We start from the raw sequence: 17,049 nt of genomic DNA, 5'->3' as shown, positions 1-17,049 counted from the left end.
AGGCGGCGTTATAAACCGTGAGCAAGCCAATAATCGTACTTCAAACCGAACGTCTTATCTTGGCTCGAGGCACTCATGCGTGAACGCTCGCCGTTTAATGAGCGTGTTAATCTCTGTGGCTTTAAAAACGCGCTAGTTTCCTTCTTTATGTGATCTACCTCTACACTGGAGTCTCTAAATGTTAAGACGTACCAAGATAGTTACTACCCTAGGTCCGGCAACTGATCGCGACAATAATCTTGAAGGCATTATTAAGGCCGGCGCCAACGTAGTGCGCATGAACTTTTCTCACGGCACTGCCGAAGATCATATGAATCGGGCCAATCAAGTACGCGAAATTGCCAAGAGACTAGGCGTACACGTTGCTATTTTGGGTGACCTTCAGGGCCCTAAAATCCGTGTTTCTACCTTTAAAGACGGTAAAATTCATCTGAACCTGGGCGACAAGTTCATTCTGGATGCAGACTTAGGCAAAGACGAAGGCGACGAAAAACAAGTAGGCATCGATTATAAAGACTTGCCACGTGACGTTAAAGTAGACGATGTTCTGCTGCTCGATGATGGTCGTGTTCAGCTACGCGTTGAAAGCGTAGACGGCAACAAAGTATTAACGGTCGTTACCGTTGCTGGTCCTTTGTCTAATAACAAAGGCATCAATAAAAAAGGTGGCGGCTTGTCAGCTCCGGCCCTAACCGAAAAAGACAAAGAAGACATTATTACTGCTGCTAAAATCGGCGTCGACTACCTAGCAGTGTCTTTCCCACGTACCGGCGAAGACATGAAAGTTGCCCGTGAGTTGGCTCGTGCCGCTGGCAGCAATGCCAAAATGGTTGCCAAAGTAGAACGCGCAGAAGCCGTTGCCACCGATGCCGCGATGGAAGATGTGATTTTAGCATCTGACGTAGTGATGGTTGCTCGTGGTGACTTGGGTGTGGAAATTGGTGACTCCGAGTTAGTGGGCGTACAGAAGAAATTGATCCGTGCCTCTCGCCGCCTAAACCGTGTTGTTATTACTGCAACCCAGATGATGGAGTCGATGATTTCGGCGCCGCTGCCTACTCGTGCAGAAGTAATGGACGTGGCTAACGCCGTGCTGGATGGTACTGATGCCGTAATGCTTTCTGCTGAAACGGCCGCCGGTGACTTCCCAATTGAAACCGTTAAAGCCATGGCTGAAGTATGTTTAGGTGCCGAGAAGCACCCAAGCATCAACGTGTCTAACCACCGCATGAACTTTACCTTCACCTCAGTTGAAGAAACTGTGGCGATGTCGACTATGTATGCAGCCAACCACTTACAAGGCGTGAAGGCCATTGTGGCCCTGACTCATTCAGGAACCACTCCGCTGCTGCTGTCACGCATTAGTTCTGGCCTGCCTATTTTCTCGCTGTCTGGCGAAGAAAAGACCTTGGCTTGGAGCAACATGTATCGTGGTGTTACCCCTGTGTACTTCAAGCATGATGTTAAACTGAACAACTCAGAAGTGAGCCGTGAAGCTTTGGCCACGCTGAAGAAAGCCGGTTACGTTAACAGCGGCGACCTAGTATTGCTGACTCACGGCGATACTATGGAAGTAGTAGGCAGCACCAACACCTGCAAGATCCTGACGGTAGAATAAGCTCATTCATTGAATGTGTTTTGCCTAGTTAGTTGTAGCTAACTAACCGTAATAAGTAATGTTGCATAACTTATGTGGTGGATTCTGTAGGTAGCTTCGGCTTACTTTAAAGCTAAAGACCTTTCGCAACGGAATCCACGGAACCCACGGAAAAATAAAGATAAGATCGGAAAAGTTGATTTGTAAAATCTTAATCAAAGCAGTGCCAAGCTACCCTAGCTGCTAGACTTTGCTCTTACCAATAAGATTTTTTGGATTTTTTCGTTCTTATCTCAGCTTAATTTTTCCGTGTTCTTCTGTGGGTTCCGTTGCAAAAAATTATTGGTGTAAGGCTTTTAAGAAGCAGCAATAAGCCTGATCTATGTTTCCACATCTGTTACGACGAGCTTATTTAAAAAAGCCGCCTTGGGCGGTTTTTTTGATCCTGAGAGGAAGACCGCGGTACACCCTTCGGGGAGCTATAAGCCGTACGCTATAAGCTGTCAGACAACAAACTTCTTGTCGTCCGATGCTCTAGGAATTGATACTCACCGTTTCAACCCACTGCGAATATTCGCTGGATATTCGATTAAGCTGAAAAGATGGGTCACGGCGAGACAGCCTCGCCCCTGTGGAGCAGGAGGGTTTTAAATCCCGCTGAGACGGGAGTGCCAGCTAAAGCGTCACCCTACAGAAACGCTAGATACAAACAATAACACCCCGAACCTACAGGTTCAGGGTGTTATGTACTTGGTATTGAGTGCTCGTCGTTAGGTGTTTTCTTTAACTTCCAGCTTATAGCTTACCGCTGATAGCTTTTTTAAAGTTCTCCCGGCTTAAAGCTGTCTACGGCAATGGCGATACGGCGTAGTTGGTCCGCATGCTTGAGCTGCTTAATATCCTCATCGTTAATGATGTTGTGTGCCTTGCCCTGTGTTAGAAGCTCTTCAAACGCCAGTTTGCTACCCAAAGTGCCGTTTTTTTGTGCCTGATGCAGTTTTTTCTCAATATCTTGCACCCCCACCATCGCCAAAAAGGCCGCTTCTACTTCACCTAAGCCCGGCTTGCCAGCTTCCGGCACATAGCACAGCGTGGTTAAACGCTCGCGAACACCAGATGTGGGCGTCATCAGCAGTTTACTAATGGCTTGTGCATGACTATCCAACGGCTTTTTATAGCGGTTACCCAACGGAAAGATAAGTGCCCTCAGGGTAAACGCCACCCCACGGTTGGGGAAGTTCTGAAAAAATCCGTCTAGTGCTTCACCCATCAGGTACAAGTTGCGGGTGAGCGTATAATGCACAAAGGGCAGCTCGTCACTGGGGCGACCATTATCTTCAAAAAACTTTAAGGTCGCGCTTCCCAAATAAAGATGACTTAACACATCACCCAGACGCGCCGAGATCATCTCTTTGCGTTTAAGGTCACCGCCTAAAATCAGCATTGATACATCGGCACACAGCGCCAACGCTTTACTCATGCGCGCCAATTGGCGGTAATACACAGCAGTTTCACCCGACACTGGTGCTCGGTTAAAGCGCGCACCTGTCACCCCCTGCCACAACGCCCCAAATACGTTGCTGGTGGCAAAGCCGATGTGCTTGAATAACAAGTTATCAAACTCATTCAGCCCCGCTTGCTCGTCGGGGTTAACCGCCGCTTCCAGCTCTTTTAATACATAAGGATGGCATCGGGTGGCGCCCTGACCAAAGATCATCAGGTTACGGGTCAAAATATTGGCCCCTTCTACGGTAATGGCTACCGGGATGCCCATGTAGTTGTGCGCCAGATAGTTTTTAGGCCCCATTTGAATGGCTTTTCCTGCATGCACATCCATGGCGTCATCCAACACGGTGCGCGCCATTTCGGTCATGTGATACTTAGATATCGCCGTTATAATGGCCGGGCTTTCTTTTAAATCTAGCGCTTTCGCTGTCAGTCGGCGCGTGGCTTCCAACTGATAAGTGAGGCCACCAACGCGGGCCAAGGCTTCTTGCACCCCTTCAAACTTACCAATAGATAAGCCGAATTGCTTACGCACATAGGCATAAGCACTGGTACTGCGCACCGACAAATGGCCACTGGCGGTGCCCAATGCAGGCAGTGAAATGCCCCGCCCCGCCGACAAACATTCCACCAACATGCGCCACCCCCGCCCAGCATGCTCAGGGCCGCCAATTATCCAGCTCAGCGGAATAAATACGTCTTTACCATGGGTGGTACCATTTAAAAATGCCAACCCCATGGGGAAATGTCGGTCGCCCACGTCCACCCCAGGATGACTGGTGGGGATCAACGCACAGGTAATGCCCGGAGCGGGGTTATCGCCAAGCAAGGCGTCTGGATCAAACAGTTTAAATGCTAAGCCGAGCACGGTGGCTCTGGGTGCCAGCGTAATATAGCGCTTGTCCCAATTTAGCCGAATGCCGACCACTTCTTCGCCTTCAAACTCGCCCTTGCACACCACGCCGGAGTCGGGAATCGCACCCGCATCAGAACCCGCTTCGGGCCCGGTAAGAGCAAAACAGGGGACTTCTTGGCCCTTAGCAAGTCCTGGCAACCAGCGATCTTTTTGTTGTTGAGTGCCGTAGTGCATTAACAGCTCACCCGGGCCTAACGAGTTAGGTACCATCACCGTCACTGCCGCACTCACACTGCGCGAGGCTATGCGTGCCACTATGGTGGAGTTGGCGTAAGCAGAAAAGTCTCGGCCACCGTATTCTTTAGGAATAATCAGCGAAAAAAAGCCTTGTTGCTTAATGTAATCCCATACCGGCTCGGGTAGCTCACGCTCATCGTTTACAATCTGGTGGTCGTCTAACATACCCAGCAGAGTTTCTACTTGGTTATCAAGAAAGTGTTGCTCCTCTTCGCTTAAGCGAGAAGGTCCATAAGCCAGTAATTTCGACCAGTCTGGCTTGCCGCTAAACAAGTCACCGTCCCACCACACTGTGCCCGCTTCCATGGCTTCGCGTTCGGTTATCGACAGCGGCGGCAGAATTTTTTTAAAGGTGGCAAAGGCCGGTTCGCTGATCCACTTCTTACGTAAACTCATGTTCCCACTCCTCATTAACCGCTAAGGTCAGCGACCCTAAACAGGGTTCGCACCGACTCCACTGGCAAGATAAGGGATCACCTTGCGCACCAGCCCTTCAACATCAATATCTTCATTAAAATCGGTTTTGGCAATATCACGCAACGCCTCGCTGGAGGCCATAGTAAACACCACGGTACCTAGGGTGAAATGCAGCCGCCAGAATAAATCTACCGATGACAGGCTAGGCGCAGCTTTTTGAATAGCTTGCGTAAAATGCTCTAAGACTTGCCCGTAATGATTAACAATAAACCAGCGTAAAAAACCCTGATTATCGATGTAGCCTCGCCCCAATAGCTGTAAAAAAATCTCTGGCCCACGGCGATGTATCGCCGTTAGCTGCATTAAGGGCGATACAAAACAATCAAACACTTGATGCAAAGTAATGGTCGATTCATCTAATAGCAGCAGCAGCGCCGCATCCGACTTGGGCATAAAAGTGGCCAGATAGCGATCCATAACCGCTTTGATTAGATCTTTTTTCGAACCAAAATGATAATTGACTGACGCCAGATTAACTCCTGCATCGCCGGTAATTTGTCGCAACGAAGTATCACTAAAGCCCTGCTCTGCAAACAGCAGCTCGGCGGCATTGAGTATCTTTTGTTTGGTTTCTTTTTTAGCCACGGGCCACCTCGAATAAAACAACTGTTTAAAATCTACGTTTCATCGACCGTCCTTGTCAAGTTAAATAGCCAAGCTAAACCCACAACAAATTATTTTTTTATTAAATAACAATTTTCGGGAACCTTTTATGATTACCTCGCTCTGATATAATGCCACTGTAATAAAGCACTAAGTTCGCCCAGCTATGCTGGGCCTTTTTTTGCCTGAATTTAAGGTACAGGCTGTATAAGCCAATACCCGGCTCGCAGGCAGCCAGCTTGACCTAGGGTAGGTCGTCCACTTGACTCTTTACACTTCACGCGATTAAAAATAAGGGGCTGTAATGAGCTTGAACGAAGCACCAGCAGAGGTGCAACTGGCCGTAGACTTGATTGAATTACTGGAGCTGAATCAGGTGGCACCCGATCTGGCACTAAAAGCGCTGGCCATGGTAACCGCAGACTATGAGCGCAAGCTGGGTGTTACCCAGGGTGAAGGATGAATCTGGAATGGCGCACCAATAAAAAACACCGCTCTTTATGGGAGCGGTGTTTTATCTTTAACTGACAGCTTACAGCTCCCCGTAGGGGCTTAGCGTTCTTCTTCTAAATAGGTATAACCTTCCAGACCGGCAGTCAGCTCTTGAAGCATCATGGCTCGGGACTCTTCATCCAGATGAGGCTGGTTTAACAGCGTTTCATAACGGGCGTTAATAACGGATGGGTCTATATCCACATAACGCAACATGTCTGCCACCGTGCTCCCTGCCTTAACATTATTGATAACCACTTTGCCATCAGCATCTACCGACACTTCTGCACTGTGGGTATCGCCAAACAGGTTATGCATGTCGCCCAATATTTCTTGGTACGCGCCCACCAAGAAAAAGCCCAGATACTGCGGCTGGCCAGGTATAAACTCCGGCATCGGCAAGGTGGTTTCTACGCCTTGGCCATCGACATACTGGTCGATAGCACCGTCAGAATCACAGGTAATATCTAAAATAACAGCCCGACGCGTCGGCTCTCGGTCTAATCCGTCTAGGGGTAAGACCGGGAAAATCTGGTCAATGCCCCAAGCATCGGGTAGCGACTGAAACAGCGAGAAGTTAACAAAGCATTTATCGGCTAACTTTTCATTCAGCTCATCAATGACCGGACGATGAGAACGGTTGGCGGGGCTTAGCTGCGATTTAATATCCAAGCAGATATTAAGGTGCATTTCCTCTGCCCAGGCGCGCTCTTCCAGCGTCATCAGGCCCATATTATATTGCTGATGTACATCACCCAGCTCTGCCACTATATCGTGATAAATCTCGAGCAGTGGCGGATCTTCCCGGCATAAATCTTCCCAGGTTTCCCAAATATTGTGCAATAGCATAGCCGCATCTTCAGCCGGAGCTTGAGCTCTTTGTGGATTAGCAGACTCAATGCTGATTACGTCGGCAATTAACACCGCGTGATGAGCCGTAATAGCACGGCCCGATTCACTGATAATCAACGGATGCGGCAGGTCGAATTCGCGACATACATCGCCAATACCCCACACCACATTGTTGGCATACTCACGCATATTATAGTTAGCCGAGCAATAGCTTTGTGAGCGGGTACCTTCATAATCGACACCCAAACCACCGCCTACATCCACGATGTTGATCGGCACACCAATGCGGCGCAGCTCACCATAAAAGCGACCACATTCGCGCACGCCTTTTTGAATGTCGCGGATATTGGCAATTTGTGAGCCAAGATGGAAATGCAGCAGTTGTAGCCAGTGCAAACAGTCCGCATCACGCAGCTGCTTCACCAAACTCAACACATGGACGGCACTTAAACCAAACTTAGACTTTTCGCCACCGCTCGACTGCCATTTACCCGCGCTCTGAGACGCCAATCGCGCACGTACGCCAAGCCTTGGCTCAACATCAATGCACTTAGCCTCTTCCATCACCATGGCCAGCTCAGACAGCTTTTCGATGACGATATACACCTGATGGCCCATTTTGGTGCCCAGCAGTGCTAGTCGAATGTATTCTTTATCTTTATAGCCGTTGCACACAATCACCGATTCAGTTTCGTGACTGTGCGCCAGCACCGCTAACAACTCTGGCTTAGATCCCGCTTCTAGGCCCAAACGCGGCTTATCTTTATAGGCTTTAGTCACGGCATCCAGCACGCCACGCTGCTGGTTTACCTTGATGGGGTATACCGTTAAGTAGTCGCCTTCGTAACCATAATCGGCAATCGCCCCATTAAAAGCATTAAACAACGCATCGATACGGCTTTTAATAATATCAGGAAAACGCAGCAACACAGGTGCAGCGTAGCCTTCCGATTTTAGTTGCTCTACCACATCAGACAGCACGATTTTAGCATCGGGCCGAGACTTGTCGGGAGTAACAACCACTTGACCTTGTTCATCAAGATGAAAAAAACCAGCACCCCAGTAAGGCAGGTTGTATATTTTGTGTGCGTCGCTTGCGGACCATTCGGCCATAATTCTTTGTCCCTTCTATATGTCAGGGTCACAGAAAATCCGAACCTAAATCAGGTTCGGTACGTTAAATTACCACGCCCAGGGGCGGTTTGGTTCTTTAGCTAACCGAGCTAAAGAGCCGGTAGAATATTTAGCGCCTAACACCATCTGCCGCTAAAAATAGAGGCGCGAGTTTACACATAGCCATGACGGCTGACCAGTGGAAACCACTCCTTTAAGGCGCTTTTTTTACCGTCAATTTTCGTCCATCGCGAAAGGTCAACAGACCCTAACGGTCGCTGTGACCTAAGTCGCGTTCTGGTGCAATGGTATCTCGTAGCCGTTGTTTAATCTCTTTGGCTTCGGGAAAACCATCGTCGGCGATACGGCACCAAATTAGCTGACCATCAACGAGAATTTGAAACTGCCCCTTGTCGCCAGGAATTAGGGCCACTTCACCCACTTCGTCATTAAAGGTAGATAATATCTCTTGCGCCAACCAAGCCGAACGCAATAACCAGCGACATAAAGAGCAGTAACGAATTTCCACTCTGGGTTTCATTAACTTATTCCTTATAACGAATACCAATCCCTCCTGCTCCGCAGGGGCGAGCTTACCTCGCCGTGACCAATCCTTTCAGCTTAATTAAATATCCAGTGAATATTCGCAGTGGGCTGAAAGGGAGAGTATCAACGCCTAAAGCGCGGGCTACAGGGTTTGGGTCTTTTGAAAACACCGTTGCACGTCTTACGCTGTACGCCGTAAGTTTAAGATTAACAGCGAGATCCTGACCTTCGTCAGGAAGACGGCTTAAAGACGGTGTTTTTACTTACGGCATACAGCGTATGGCTTACCGCTCCCCGAAGGGGTTAACGTACTACGCCGCTTAAGAACTCGTGACGGGTTTCGGCGCGGCTTTTAAAAATACCGCCCAATGATGTAGTTGTGGTGCTGCTGGTAGCGTCCATCACTCCGCGCGCTTTCACGCAATAATGGGTGGCGCTAATACTGACGGCCACATCATCGGACTCTAACAAGGTCTGTAGTGCGACCAACACTTGTTGGGTCAGTCGTTCTTGTACTTGGGGTCTGCGGGCAAAAAACTGCACGATGCGGTTTATTTTAGACAGTCCAATAACCTTAGATCGAGGGATGTATGCGACCGTTGCTGTGCCGTCTATGGTCACAAAGTGGTGCTCACAGGTGCTGGTTAGTGTGATATCGCGCACCTGCACCATTTCATCGACCTTCATCTTATTGTCGATCAAAGTAATTTTAGGAAAGTAGCTATAATCTAAACCGGAGAAAATCTCACGCACATACATTTTGGCAATGCGCTGTGGTGTGTCTGCTAGGCTGTCATCTTCTAAGTCTAACCCTAGCACGTCCATCATCTCGGTCATTAAACCAGTAATACGTGCTTGTTTTTCATCAAGAGTCAGGTTGTTGCTTTTCATGGGGGTTTCTAACCCACGCTTTTCAAGAGCAGATCGAACCCGAATAGCGGCATCACTCAAAGCTGTCATGGCGGTTCCCGTTGGAGAAATAAAATACAAAAATGAGACTGTGAGAATGGTAGTGCATTTGCCGCCCATAGTGAATGCTATATTACCAAAGCCCTGCGGAGCAGCTCACAGAAGACACGGCTTTGTGCCATACACTGTCAGTTAATAACCAAGACTAGGGTCTATAGACCTTTCGCGGTTAAATTTTGTTCGAGTTAAACGCGTTTTTATCGCGACGAGAGGTGAGTAGCCTAGTCATTCTAAGCAAGCATCTCTCAACAAAGAGAAAAACGAGTTTAGCCGAACCCGAAGGGCAGCGCTTGTGGTGTCTTTCTACGGCGTTATCGCTTATTGATGGATAGTGACTACATGGCATAATCGATGCCTTGTATAAAGACACCACAAACTGCTGCAAAAACCATCTCGAAAGGTCAACAGACCCTAGGGTCATGCTTGATATAAAGAGCACTCTACCGCTTTTTAGATGTGCCATCGCTTTAATCGATTGAGGGCGGCCTTTGTACTGAACATTTACTGCTCCTGTTTAACGTACTGCGGATGGCGTATTACGGCTATAAATTTTTAACTGGTTGTTAATCTTTAACTTACGGCTTAAAGCAGTTAGCTTACAGCTATGTTTTCGGTGTTAAACACCTTACCTCTCACGGCACTGTTAATAGGAAGCGACTTATGACGACCTTCGATCCTTGTAATCAACCCGGTTTACGAGCCTATCTTGATGCTAAACAAGATATGCTGAGTCAGCTGGATAAGGTGAGTAAAAGCGAGCTGGTCAGTCTTGATCAGCTGCTCAATCGCATTTTAGCCGACGACCTTCTCTCTCCCATCGATGTGCCCTCTTTTGCCAACTCAGCCATGGATGGCTATGCCCTGCGTGCCGAAGACGTGCAGGAAGGCACGGCGTTGACTCTTATTGGCACCAGCTTGGCCGGCCAACCGTTTAACGGCCGTGTTGGCACCGGTGAGTGTGTGCGCATTATGACCGGTGCGGCACTGCCATTAGGCGCCGACACGGTGGTAATGCAAGAAAACTGTCGCTCTGAGCACAACTTTATCTCCCCCCAAGGCACCATTACCGAAGGGCAAAATGTGCGCCAACCAGCAGAAGACTTGACTCAAGGCGAGCGAGTATTTACCGCCGGCACCCGCATTAATGCTCGCGTGCTGGCCGTATTATCCTCATTAGGGTTAGAGCAACTGTATGTGCGCCGCCCCTTAACCGTGGCGTTACTGTCTACCGGTGACGAGCTAAAAACGCCCGGCGAGCTGCTGGGCCCTGGCGATATTTATGACTCTAACCGCATCGGTATTCGCGCCATGCTGCAACGCCTCGGCGTTACCGTGCTCGACTATGGCATTATCAAAGACGACCCGGCCCTGATCCGCCAAGCCTTAGTGAAAGCCGCCAGTGAAGCCGACGCCATTGTCACGTCAGGCGGCGTCTCGGTAGGCGATGCAGATTATATTAAACAAGTGTTAGATGAAGTGGGACGTATCGGCTTTTGGAAATTAGCGATAAAACCAGGCAAACCTTTTGCTTTTGGCCAGATTAACGATTGCCCTTTCTTTGGCTTACCCGGTAATCCGGTATCCGCCGCCGTCACCTTTCATTTATTAGTGCGCCCTGCCTTGGCCAAACTAGCCGGTGAGCCACTGCCTGCCCCTGTTACTTTGCAGGCAACGGCGTTAATGCCCCTTAAGAAAACCCCTGGCCGTATGGACTTTCAGCGAGGCTGCGTTAGCACCCAAGCCGACGGCAGCTTAGGCGTAGTCGCCGCTGGAGCCCAAAGCTCTGGCGTTTTCAGCGCCATGGCACAAGCCAACTGTTTATTACATCTTGAACAAGACCGCGGCAACGTAGCCGAAGGCGAACACGTCACTTTAGAGCTAATCGACGGTTTATATTGGTAAAAGCAGCGCCCAGCACCAAGCGCCTAGCTAAAAATAAACACCGCCCTTTATTTAGCTGGGCGGCGGACGCTATATTTAAGCCGTCTTCCTGACGAACGTCAGGATCTTGGTTGGTTAAGTCTTATCTTTAGCTGATCGCTTACCGCTGACGGCTTCCAGCTTTGTTTAAACCCCTCGCTCGTTGTTCCAGATCAGCACGTGTAGCTGGGGTAATACCCGTGCGGTAAACCAACGATCCGCCGTTACCTTGTCAACCAACCAGCGTAAGCGCGCATTAAGCGCCTCAATATCGGTTTCAATATTCGGTTGTTCTGGCGTGGCTGGTGCAGGATTACAGGGCTGAAGCGTCAGCGGTAGCTGCGGGTAAGCCTTTGCCATTTGCCGTGCCCACTGGTAATCCGCTTCGTCAGAAATCACCAGCTTCAAGCTCACCTGAGTATGTATGCCTGCCGCTGCTAGGCAGTCAGCAAACCGTGCGCCATTAAACGGCATGCCGGCTGAGGGCGGTTTGGGACTGAGCGTTAAATGATCCAGCTGGGCAAACCAGGGTTGTACCTTGCTGCCTTGGGTTTCAATGGCAAAGGTATAACCTTGGTTTTGGCCAAGCGCTAACAGCTCGGTTAATGGCTGCAAGGCTGGATTTCCCCCAGATAAGGTCACCAGCAACGGCTGTTCACCGCTTAAGCATTTTACTTCGGCCATCACCTGCGCCGCGCTCATTGGTGTCCAGTCGGCTTTAAATCGCGGTTCAACGGCATACAGGGTGTCGCACCAGCTACAGCGAAAGTCACAGCCCCCAGTACGCACAAAGACGGTGGGCACGCCAATAAGCGCCCCCTCACCTTGAATGGTGGGGCCAAATATTTCACTAATAGCAATGGTGTGGTCACCGTCTTTCGTATTAGTGATGGTATGGGTAGCTATCTGGCTCATGGGCGATATTCCGCCCAGGTCTTGGGCGTTTCCGACACCATAACGGCGCTCACTTCGGACCAGCGGTGGCAGGCCCAGTCAAACAAGTGCTTGGCCAAACGCTCGGCCGTGGTGCACTCATCACCCAGCACCTCGTTTAAATGGCGATGATCTAGGGTGTCATCTAAATAGTCTTTAAAGGCTTGCAGCTCAAGATAATCACGCACAAAACCAACTGTATTAAGCGTTTCGCTACTGAGTTCAATCACCACTACATAGTTATGGCCATGCAAACGAGCACAAGGGTGCCAGTCGGGCATTTGCGTTAGCTGATGGGAGGCAGAAAAGTGAAACTCTTTTTTAATACGATACATTAGGAGTTCACCTTCGCCTTTACCTTCGATATGGCCGCTTTCCAGTATTGCGTATCTTGATAAGGAGTGGGGTCAATTATGTCAGCTAAGGTCATGGCCTCGATGCGCTCTACACAGGTGCCACAGCGGCCACAGTGTAGTTCCCCCCCTTCATAACACGACCACGTATCGCCTATAGGCACATTAAAGCGCGCCGCATCTCGGGCGATCTCGGTTTTATCGGCATTCACATAGGGGGCAAACAGTGTCACTTCGGCCACGCCGTCTAGCGCTTGCGCCTGCATTTGGGCAAACAGTCGAATAAAGTCGGGCCGACAATCGGGGTAGATAAAGTGATCGCCGCCGTGCACCGCTAATGCCACCGCATCTAATCCGCGGCTAGCCGCCACGCCAAAGGCAATGGTCAGCATAATGGCATTGCGATTGGGTACCACGGTCAGCTTCATGTTTTCTTCGCTGTAGTGGCCATGAGGTACATCTATGTCGTCGGTAAGTGCCGAGCCCGAGAGTTGCGCACCAATGTGGCTAATGTCCATGACTAGGAGGGGGACTTGCAGTTGCTCTGCGCACTGGCGTGCGGCATCAATTTCTTTTTTATGGCGTTGGCCATAGTCAAACGTCAGTAAGGCTCCTAGGGCATTTTCTGCCGCTAGGCGATACGCAAGCGTCACTGAGTCGAATCCGCCTGAGCAGATTAATAATGCGTTCATCAAATTGTGTCCTTGTTTTTTCCGGGTAGGCTGCGACCGGCATTCATTAAAATTGAGGCCATTTTAGCGCCCACTAGCAGAAGCGCAAATAAAAAGGGCGCCTAAGGCGCCCTTTTAAATGAGTAAGATGTTTTTAACCCATTACTTGCTCGTGTGTTCTGCCAAATATAACCACGTATCAATTACAGTATCGGGGTTCAGTGATACCGAGTCGATGCCCTGCTCTACTAGCCACGCGGCAAAGTCTTTATGATCAGAAGGTCCTTGACCACAAATACCCACGTATTTACCGGCCTTGCGCGCCGCTTGAATAGCCATTGATAACAGTGCTTTCACGGCTTCGTCGCGCTCATCAAACGAGGCGGCCACTAAGCCTGAGTCTCGGTCTAACCCTAACGCCAGCTGGGTCATGTCGTTAGAGCCAATAGAGAAGCCATCAAAGTAGGCTAAGAACTTGTCGGCTAACAAGGCGTTAGACGGTAGTTCGCACATCATAATCACCTTAAGACCAGCTTCGCCGCGCTTAAGGCCATTTTCCGCCAGAATATCAATCACCGACGCAGCCTCAGTTAAGGTACGCACAAAGGGGATCATGATTTCAACGTTGGTGAAGCCCATGTCGTTGCGCACCCGCTTCATCGCCTCGCATTCCATGGCAAAACAGTCACGGAAGTCTTCGGAGATGTAGCGCGATGCACCGCGAAAGCCCAACATCGGGTTTTCTTCATCTGGCTCGTAGGCATCACCACCCAGCAGATTGGCATATTCGTTAGACTTAAAGTCCGACATTCGCACAATCACTCGTTCTGGCCAGAATGCCGAGGCCAAGGTCGCAATACCTTCGGTCAGTTTGGCAACAAAGAATTCCCGTGGGTTGTCGTAACCGGCAATAATGTCGTCAATTTGTTGCTGCAGCTTAGGGCTTTCTTTGTCGTAATTAAGCAGAGCTTTAGGATGCACACCAATCATACGGTTAATGATAAATTCTAATCGTGCTAATCCCACACCTGCGTTAGGCAGCTGTGCAAAGTCGAAGGCGCGGTCTGGGTTACCCACGTTCATCATCACCTTTACCGGTGACGGGGGCATGGCGCCAACTTCTGAAATATTAACATCAAAGTCCAGCTTGCCCTGATACACGAAGCCGGTATCACCTTCGGCGCACGACACGGTAATCTCTTGACCTTCGCTAATGCGCTTGGTGGCATCGCCACAGCCCACTACCGCAGGAATACCCAGCTCACGGGCAATAATGGCCGCGTGACAGGTACGCCCGCCTCTATTGGTCACAATAGCCGATGCGCGTTTCATGATCGGTTCCCAGTCTGGATCCGTCATGTCGGTGACTAACACATCACCGGCCTTCACCTCATCCATCTGATCCAATGAAGCAATGACCTTAGCAGGACCGGCACCAATTTTATGGCCAATGGCGCGACCTTCTACTATCACTTCGCTTTGCTCACTCAACGCAAAGCGTTCTAACACATTGCTGTCTTGGCGGCTGCGTACGGTTTCGGGGCGCGCTTGCACTATGTACAACTGACCATCTAAGCCGTCTTTAGCCCATTCAATGTCCATCGGGCGACCGTAATGTTGCTCAATAATCACCGCTTGCTTAGCCAACTCCATCACTTCGGTGTCGCTCAGCGAGAACTGGTTACGCTCTTCTTTAGTGGTTTCTTTAATATCAACCTGCTGGCCTAATGCTTGGCCCTTGGCATAAATCATCTTCTGCAGCTTAGAACCCAAGGTTTTACGTACAACCGCTGGGCGCCCCGCTTTAAGCGTTGGCTTGTGCACATAAAATTCGTCGGGGTTAACCGCACCCTGCACGACCATTTCGCCCAAACCGGTAGATGAAGTAATAAACACCACTTGGTCGAAACCCGACTCGGTGTCGATGGTAAACATCACACCCGAAGATGCAATGTCTGAGCGCACCATGCGCTGAACACCAGCAGACAGCGCAACACCTTGATGTGCATAGCCTTGGTGCACTCGATAAGAAATAGCGCGGTCGTTAAATAAGGAAGCAAATACGTGCTTAATGGACTCCATCACCGAGTCTAAACCGCGTACGTTCAAAAAGGTTTCTTGTTGCCCGGCAAACGAAGCATCGGGCATGTCTTCTGCGGTAGCAGACGAGCGTACGGCAAACGAAGCTTCGTCGCCCATTTTACCCGTTAACGTCTGATAAGCATCGTTAATGGCGCTTTCAAGCTCTGGTTGAAATGGCGTATCAATGATCCATTGACGAATGCTTTTCCCTGCTTGACCAAGGGCTGCAATGTTGTCGACATCGAGGGTGTCGAGCAAATCATGAATTTTGGCGTTAAGACCACTTTGCTCTAAAAATTCGTTAAAGGCATAGGCCGTGGTTGCGAATCCACCAGGCACAGACACGCCGACTCCGGCCAACTGGCTGATCATTTCACCTAAAGAGGCATTCTTACCACCTACTCGGTCTACGTCGTTCATTCCGAGTTGCTCGTACCAAATTACATATTCCTTCACGGCCACGTCTCCAACTAATGATGTTTTGGGTTGCAAATATTTATAAGTGTGCGTGTAGCTTATTATTATCGAGAGCCTTACTTAGATATGCCTCGGCACAGAATGATTCTACAATGGCGATAAAATGTAGGTAAAGTTTAACCTGCACCAATACACAAAAGTGAGATCTGGAGGCCTAATGCACACAGTTTTTTATGTTTCTGATGGGACGGCGATCACAGCCGAAGTTTTTGGTCATGCGGTATTAAGCCAATTTCCGCTGCCCTTTGAGCAAGTTACCGTGCCATTTGTAGGGGATGAAGGGAAGGCGCAGGCAATTAAAGACAAAATTAACGACAGCTATCGCCAAAGCGGAAAGCAACCACTGGTGTTTCACACCATAGTGGATTCGACATTACGTAACATTATCACCAGCAGCGAGGCAAAATGTTACGACTTTCTTAACACTTTTGTAGCTCCTATAGAACAACAGCTCGGGGTAAAAGCCGATCCGCGTATTAATCGTACTCATGGGATGGAAAATAGAAAGCACTATGACACCCGAATTGATGCGGTGAACTATGCCCTAGAAAACGACGATGGCATGACCACTAAGGCCTATGATGAAGCCGATATTATTTTGGTTGGCGTCTCTCGTTGTGGCAAAACCCCCACCAGTTTATACCTAGCATTACAATTTGGTATTCGCGTAGCCAACTATCCTTTTATTGACCAAGACATGCAGCAAATGGAGCTACCAAAGGCGCTTAAAGCCAACCGGCATAAGCTGTTTGGCCTAACTATTGATCCTAATCGCCTGCAAGAGATCCGCCAGCGTCGCATGGCCAACAGCGGGTACTCAGCCGCCGCTCAGTGTCGTTATGAACTAGGCCAAGTTGAGCGACTATTTCGTATGGAAGCCATCCCCTTTATTGATACCACCTATCATTCGGTAGAGGAGATTTCGGTGAAGATTTTGGAGCGCACTGGTATCCCGCGTCGGATCTATTAATTGAGTACAAAAAAACAAATATTTTTTTGCGATCTACCCCGAAACATTGCACACAAAAACAAACAAAATATTGATTTAGTGTTTACATAAATGTATACATTGCACCTAGTGTTTAACCAAGCAGTCGAACACAACGCAAGTCGCATCACAGTTGTGCGTCTGGTTTTTGCTGGATATGGTGTGTTTTTTTTGTATAAACAGCTTCACTCACCAGAAGCTGTGCATACAAAAAAGGCTGGTTCATCATGAACTCCGGCGATTAACGTCATTACTGGTGGCTGTTGTTGCGTTGGCGCATTTTGCCCAGCAAGCTTCGGCCCCACTTGAGCAAAACT

Annotated in this window: 13 protein-coding genes; 4 read left to right on the top strand and 9 right to left on the bottom strand. The window is 49.3% G+C overall.

The features are described 5' to 3' along the window. Positions 1-178 precede the first annotated feature (178 nt). Complete coding sequence (gene pyk, locus ACFQ1C_RS04270) at positions 179-1,618, top strand: pyruvate kinase (RefSeq protein WP_379557297.1); 1,440 nt, start codon at positions 179-181, stop codon at positions 1,616-1,618. Positions 1,619-2,417: 799 nt separating this feature from the next. Here the strand turns inward: pyk and ACFQ1C_RS04265 are convergent. Next, positions 2,418-4,652 (bottom strand): acyl-CoA dehydrogenase, encoded by a 2,235-nt coding sequence (locus ACFQ1C_RS04265; RefSeq protein WP_379557296.1) that lies wholly within the window; start codon positions 4,650-4,652, stop codon positions 2,418-2,420. A gap of 36 nt (positions 4,653-4,688) precedes the next feature. Then, positions 4,689-5,318 (bottom strand): TetR/AcrR family transcriptional regulator, encoded by a 630-nt coding sequence (locus ACFQ1C_RS04260; RefSeq protein ID WP_379557295.1) that lies wholly within the window; start codon positions 5,316-5,318, stop codon positions 4,689-4,691. Between the two features lie 322 nt (positions 5,319-5,640). Here ACFQ1C_RS04260 and rsmS point away from each other — a divergent pair, with 322 nt between their 5' ends. Next, positions 5,641-5,799 (top strand): pleiotropic regulatory protein RsmS, encoded by a 159-nt coding sequence (gene rsmS, locus ACFQ1C_RS04255; RefSeq protein ID WP_379557294.1) that lies wholly within the window; start codon positions 5,641-5,643, stop codon positions 5,797-5,799. A gap of 89 nt (positions 5,800-5,888) precedes the next feature. Here the strand turns inward: rsmS and speA are convergent, their stop codons facing one another. The 3 genes from speA to folE all read right to left on the bottom strand — a co-directional run bounded on the left by speA (position 5,889) and on the right by folE (position 9,299). Further along, positions 5,889-7,793, bottom strand: coding sequence for a biosynthetic arginine decarboxylase (speA, locus tag ACFQ1C_RS04250; RefSeq protein ID WP_379557293.1), 1,905 nt, complete (start codon positions 7,791-7,793; stop codon positions 5,889-5,891). A gap of 268 nt (positions 7,794-8,061) precedes the next feature. Next, complete coding sequence (locus ACFQ1C_RS04245; RefSeq protein ID WP_379557292.1) at positions 8,062-8,334, bottom strand: SelT/SelW/SelH family protein; 273 nt, start codon at positions 8,332-8,334, stop codon at positions 8,062-8,064. Between the two features lie 308 nt (positions 8,335-8,642). Continuing rightward, on the bottom strand, positions 8,643-9,299 hold the full coding sequence (gene folE, locus ACFQ1C_RS04240; RefSeq protein ID WP_379557291.1) for a GTP cyclohydrolase I FolE: 657 nt from the start codon (positions 9,297-9,299) through the stop codon (positions 8,643-8,645). Positions 9,300-9,968: 669 nt separating this feature from the next. On the opposite strand from folE, the gene moeA reads away from it, so the two are divergent. Continuing rightward, positions 9,969-11,210 (top strand): molybdopterin molybdotransferase MoeA, encoded by a 1,242-nt coding sequence (gene moeA / locus ACFQ1C_RS04235; RefSeq protein WP_379557290.1) that lies wholly within the window; start codon positions 9,969-9,971, stop codon positions 11,208-11,210. Between the two features lie 165 nt (positions 11,211-11,375). On the opposite strand, the gene queE is transcribed toward moeA, so the two are convergent. The 4 genes from queE to ppsA form a co-directional block, all read right to left on the bottom strand. Continuing rightward, complete coding sequence (gene queE / locus ACFQ1C_RS04230) at positions 11,376-12,143, bottom strand: 7-carboxy-7-deazaguanine synthase QueE (RefSeq protein WP_379557289.1); 768 nt, start codon at positions 12,141-12,143, stop codon at positions 11,376-11,378. Then, positions 12,140-12,496 (bottom strand): 6-pyruvoyl trahydropterin synthase family protein, encoded by a 357-nt coding sequence (locus tag ACFQ1C_RS04225; RefSeq protein ID WP_379557288.1) that lies wholly within the window; start codon positions 12,494-12,496, stop codon positions 12,140-12,142. Before ACFQ1C_RS04225 ends, queE begins: the two co-directional genes overlap by 4 nt. Next, on the bottom strand, positions 12,496-13,206 hold the full coding sequence (gene queC, locus ACFQ1C_RS04220) for a 7-cyano-7-deazaguanine synthase QueC (RefSeq protein ID WP_379557287.1): 711 nt from the start codon (positions 13,204-13,206) through the stop codon (positions 12,496-12,498). Before queC ends, ACFQ1C_RS04225 begins: the two co-directional genes overlap by 1 nt. A 141-nt stretch (positions 13,207-13,347) precedes the next feature. After that, complete coding sequence (ppsA, locus tag ACFQ1C_RS04215) at positions 13,348-15,723, bottom strand: phosphoenolpyruvate synthase (protein WP_379557286.1); 2,376 nt, start codon at positions 15,721-15,723, stop codon at positions 13,348-13,350. Positions 15,724-15,901: 178 nt separating this feature from the next. Between ppsA and ppsR the strand changes: the two genes are divergently transcribed. Further along, complete coding sequence (ppsR, locus tag ACFQ1C_RS04210; protein ID WP_379557285.1) at positions 15,902-16,714, top strand: posphoenolpyruvate synthetase regulatory kinase/phosphorylase PpsR; 813 nt, start codon at positions 15,902-15,904, stop codon at positions 16,712-16,714. Positions 16,715-17,049 lie beyond the last annotated feature (335 nt).

Source organism: Oceanisphaera ostreae (assembly GCF_042676125.1).
Classification (GTDB): Bacteria; Pseudomonadota; Gammaproteobacteria; order Enterobacterales; family Aeromonadaceae; genus Oceanimonas; species Oceanimonas ostreae.
This window is presented reverse-complemented; position numbering and strand designations above follow the sequence as displayed.

What these genes read in the sequence shown, in the direction of transcription:
- pyk (WP_379557297.1), top strand. Translation starts at nt 179, where the DNA reads ATGTTAAGACGTACCAAGATAGTTACTACCCTAGGTCCGGCAACTGAT.
- ACFQ1C_RS04265 (WP_379557296.1), bottom strand. Translation starts at nt 4,652, where the DNA reads ATGAGTTTACGTAAGAAGTGGATCAGCGAACCGGCCTTTGCCACCTTT.
- rsmS (WP_379557294.1), top strand. Translation starts at nt 5,641, where the DNA reads ATGAGCTTGAACGAAGCACCAGCAGAGGTGCAACTGGCCGTAGACTTG.
- speA (WP_379557293.1), bottom strand. Translation starts at nt 7,793, where the DNA reads ATGGCCGAATGGTCCGCAAGCGACGCACACAAAATATACAACCTGCCT.
- ACFQ1C_RS04245 (WP_379557292.1), bottom strand. Translation starts at nt 8,334, where the DNA reads ATGAAACCCAGAGTGGAAATTCGTTACTGCTCTTTATGTCGCTGGTTA.
- folE (WP_379557291.1), bottom strand. Translation starts at nt 9,299, where the DNA reads ATGACAGCTTTGAGTGATGCCGCTATTCGGGTTCGATCTGCTCTTGAA.
- moeA (WP_379557290.1), top strand. Translation starts at nt 9,969, where the DNA reads ATGACGACCTTCGATCCTTGTAATCAACCCGGTTTACGAGCCTATCTT.
- queE (WP_379557289.1), bottom strand. Translation starts at nt 12,143, where the DNA reads ATGAGCCAGATAGCTACCCATACCATCACTAATACGAAAGACGGTGAC.
- ACFQ1C_RS04225 (WP_379557288.1), bottom strand. Translation starts at nt 12,496, where the DNA reads ATGTATCGTATTAAAAAAGAGTTTCACTTTTCTGCCTCCCATCAGCTA.
- queC (WP_379557287.1), bottom strand. Translation starts at nt 13,206, where the DNA reads ATGAACGCATTATTAATCTGCTCAGGCGGATTCGACTCAGTGACGCTT.
- ppsR (WP_379557285.1), top strand. Translation starts at nt 15,902, where the DNA reads ATGCACACAGTTTTTTATGTTTCTGATGGGACGGCGATCACAGCCGAA.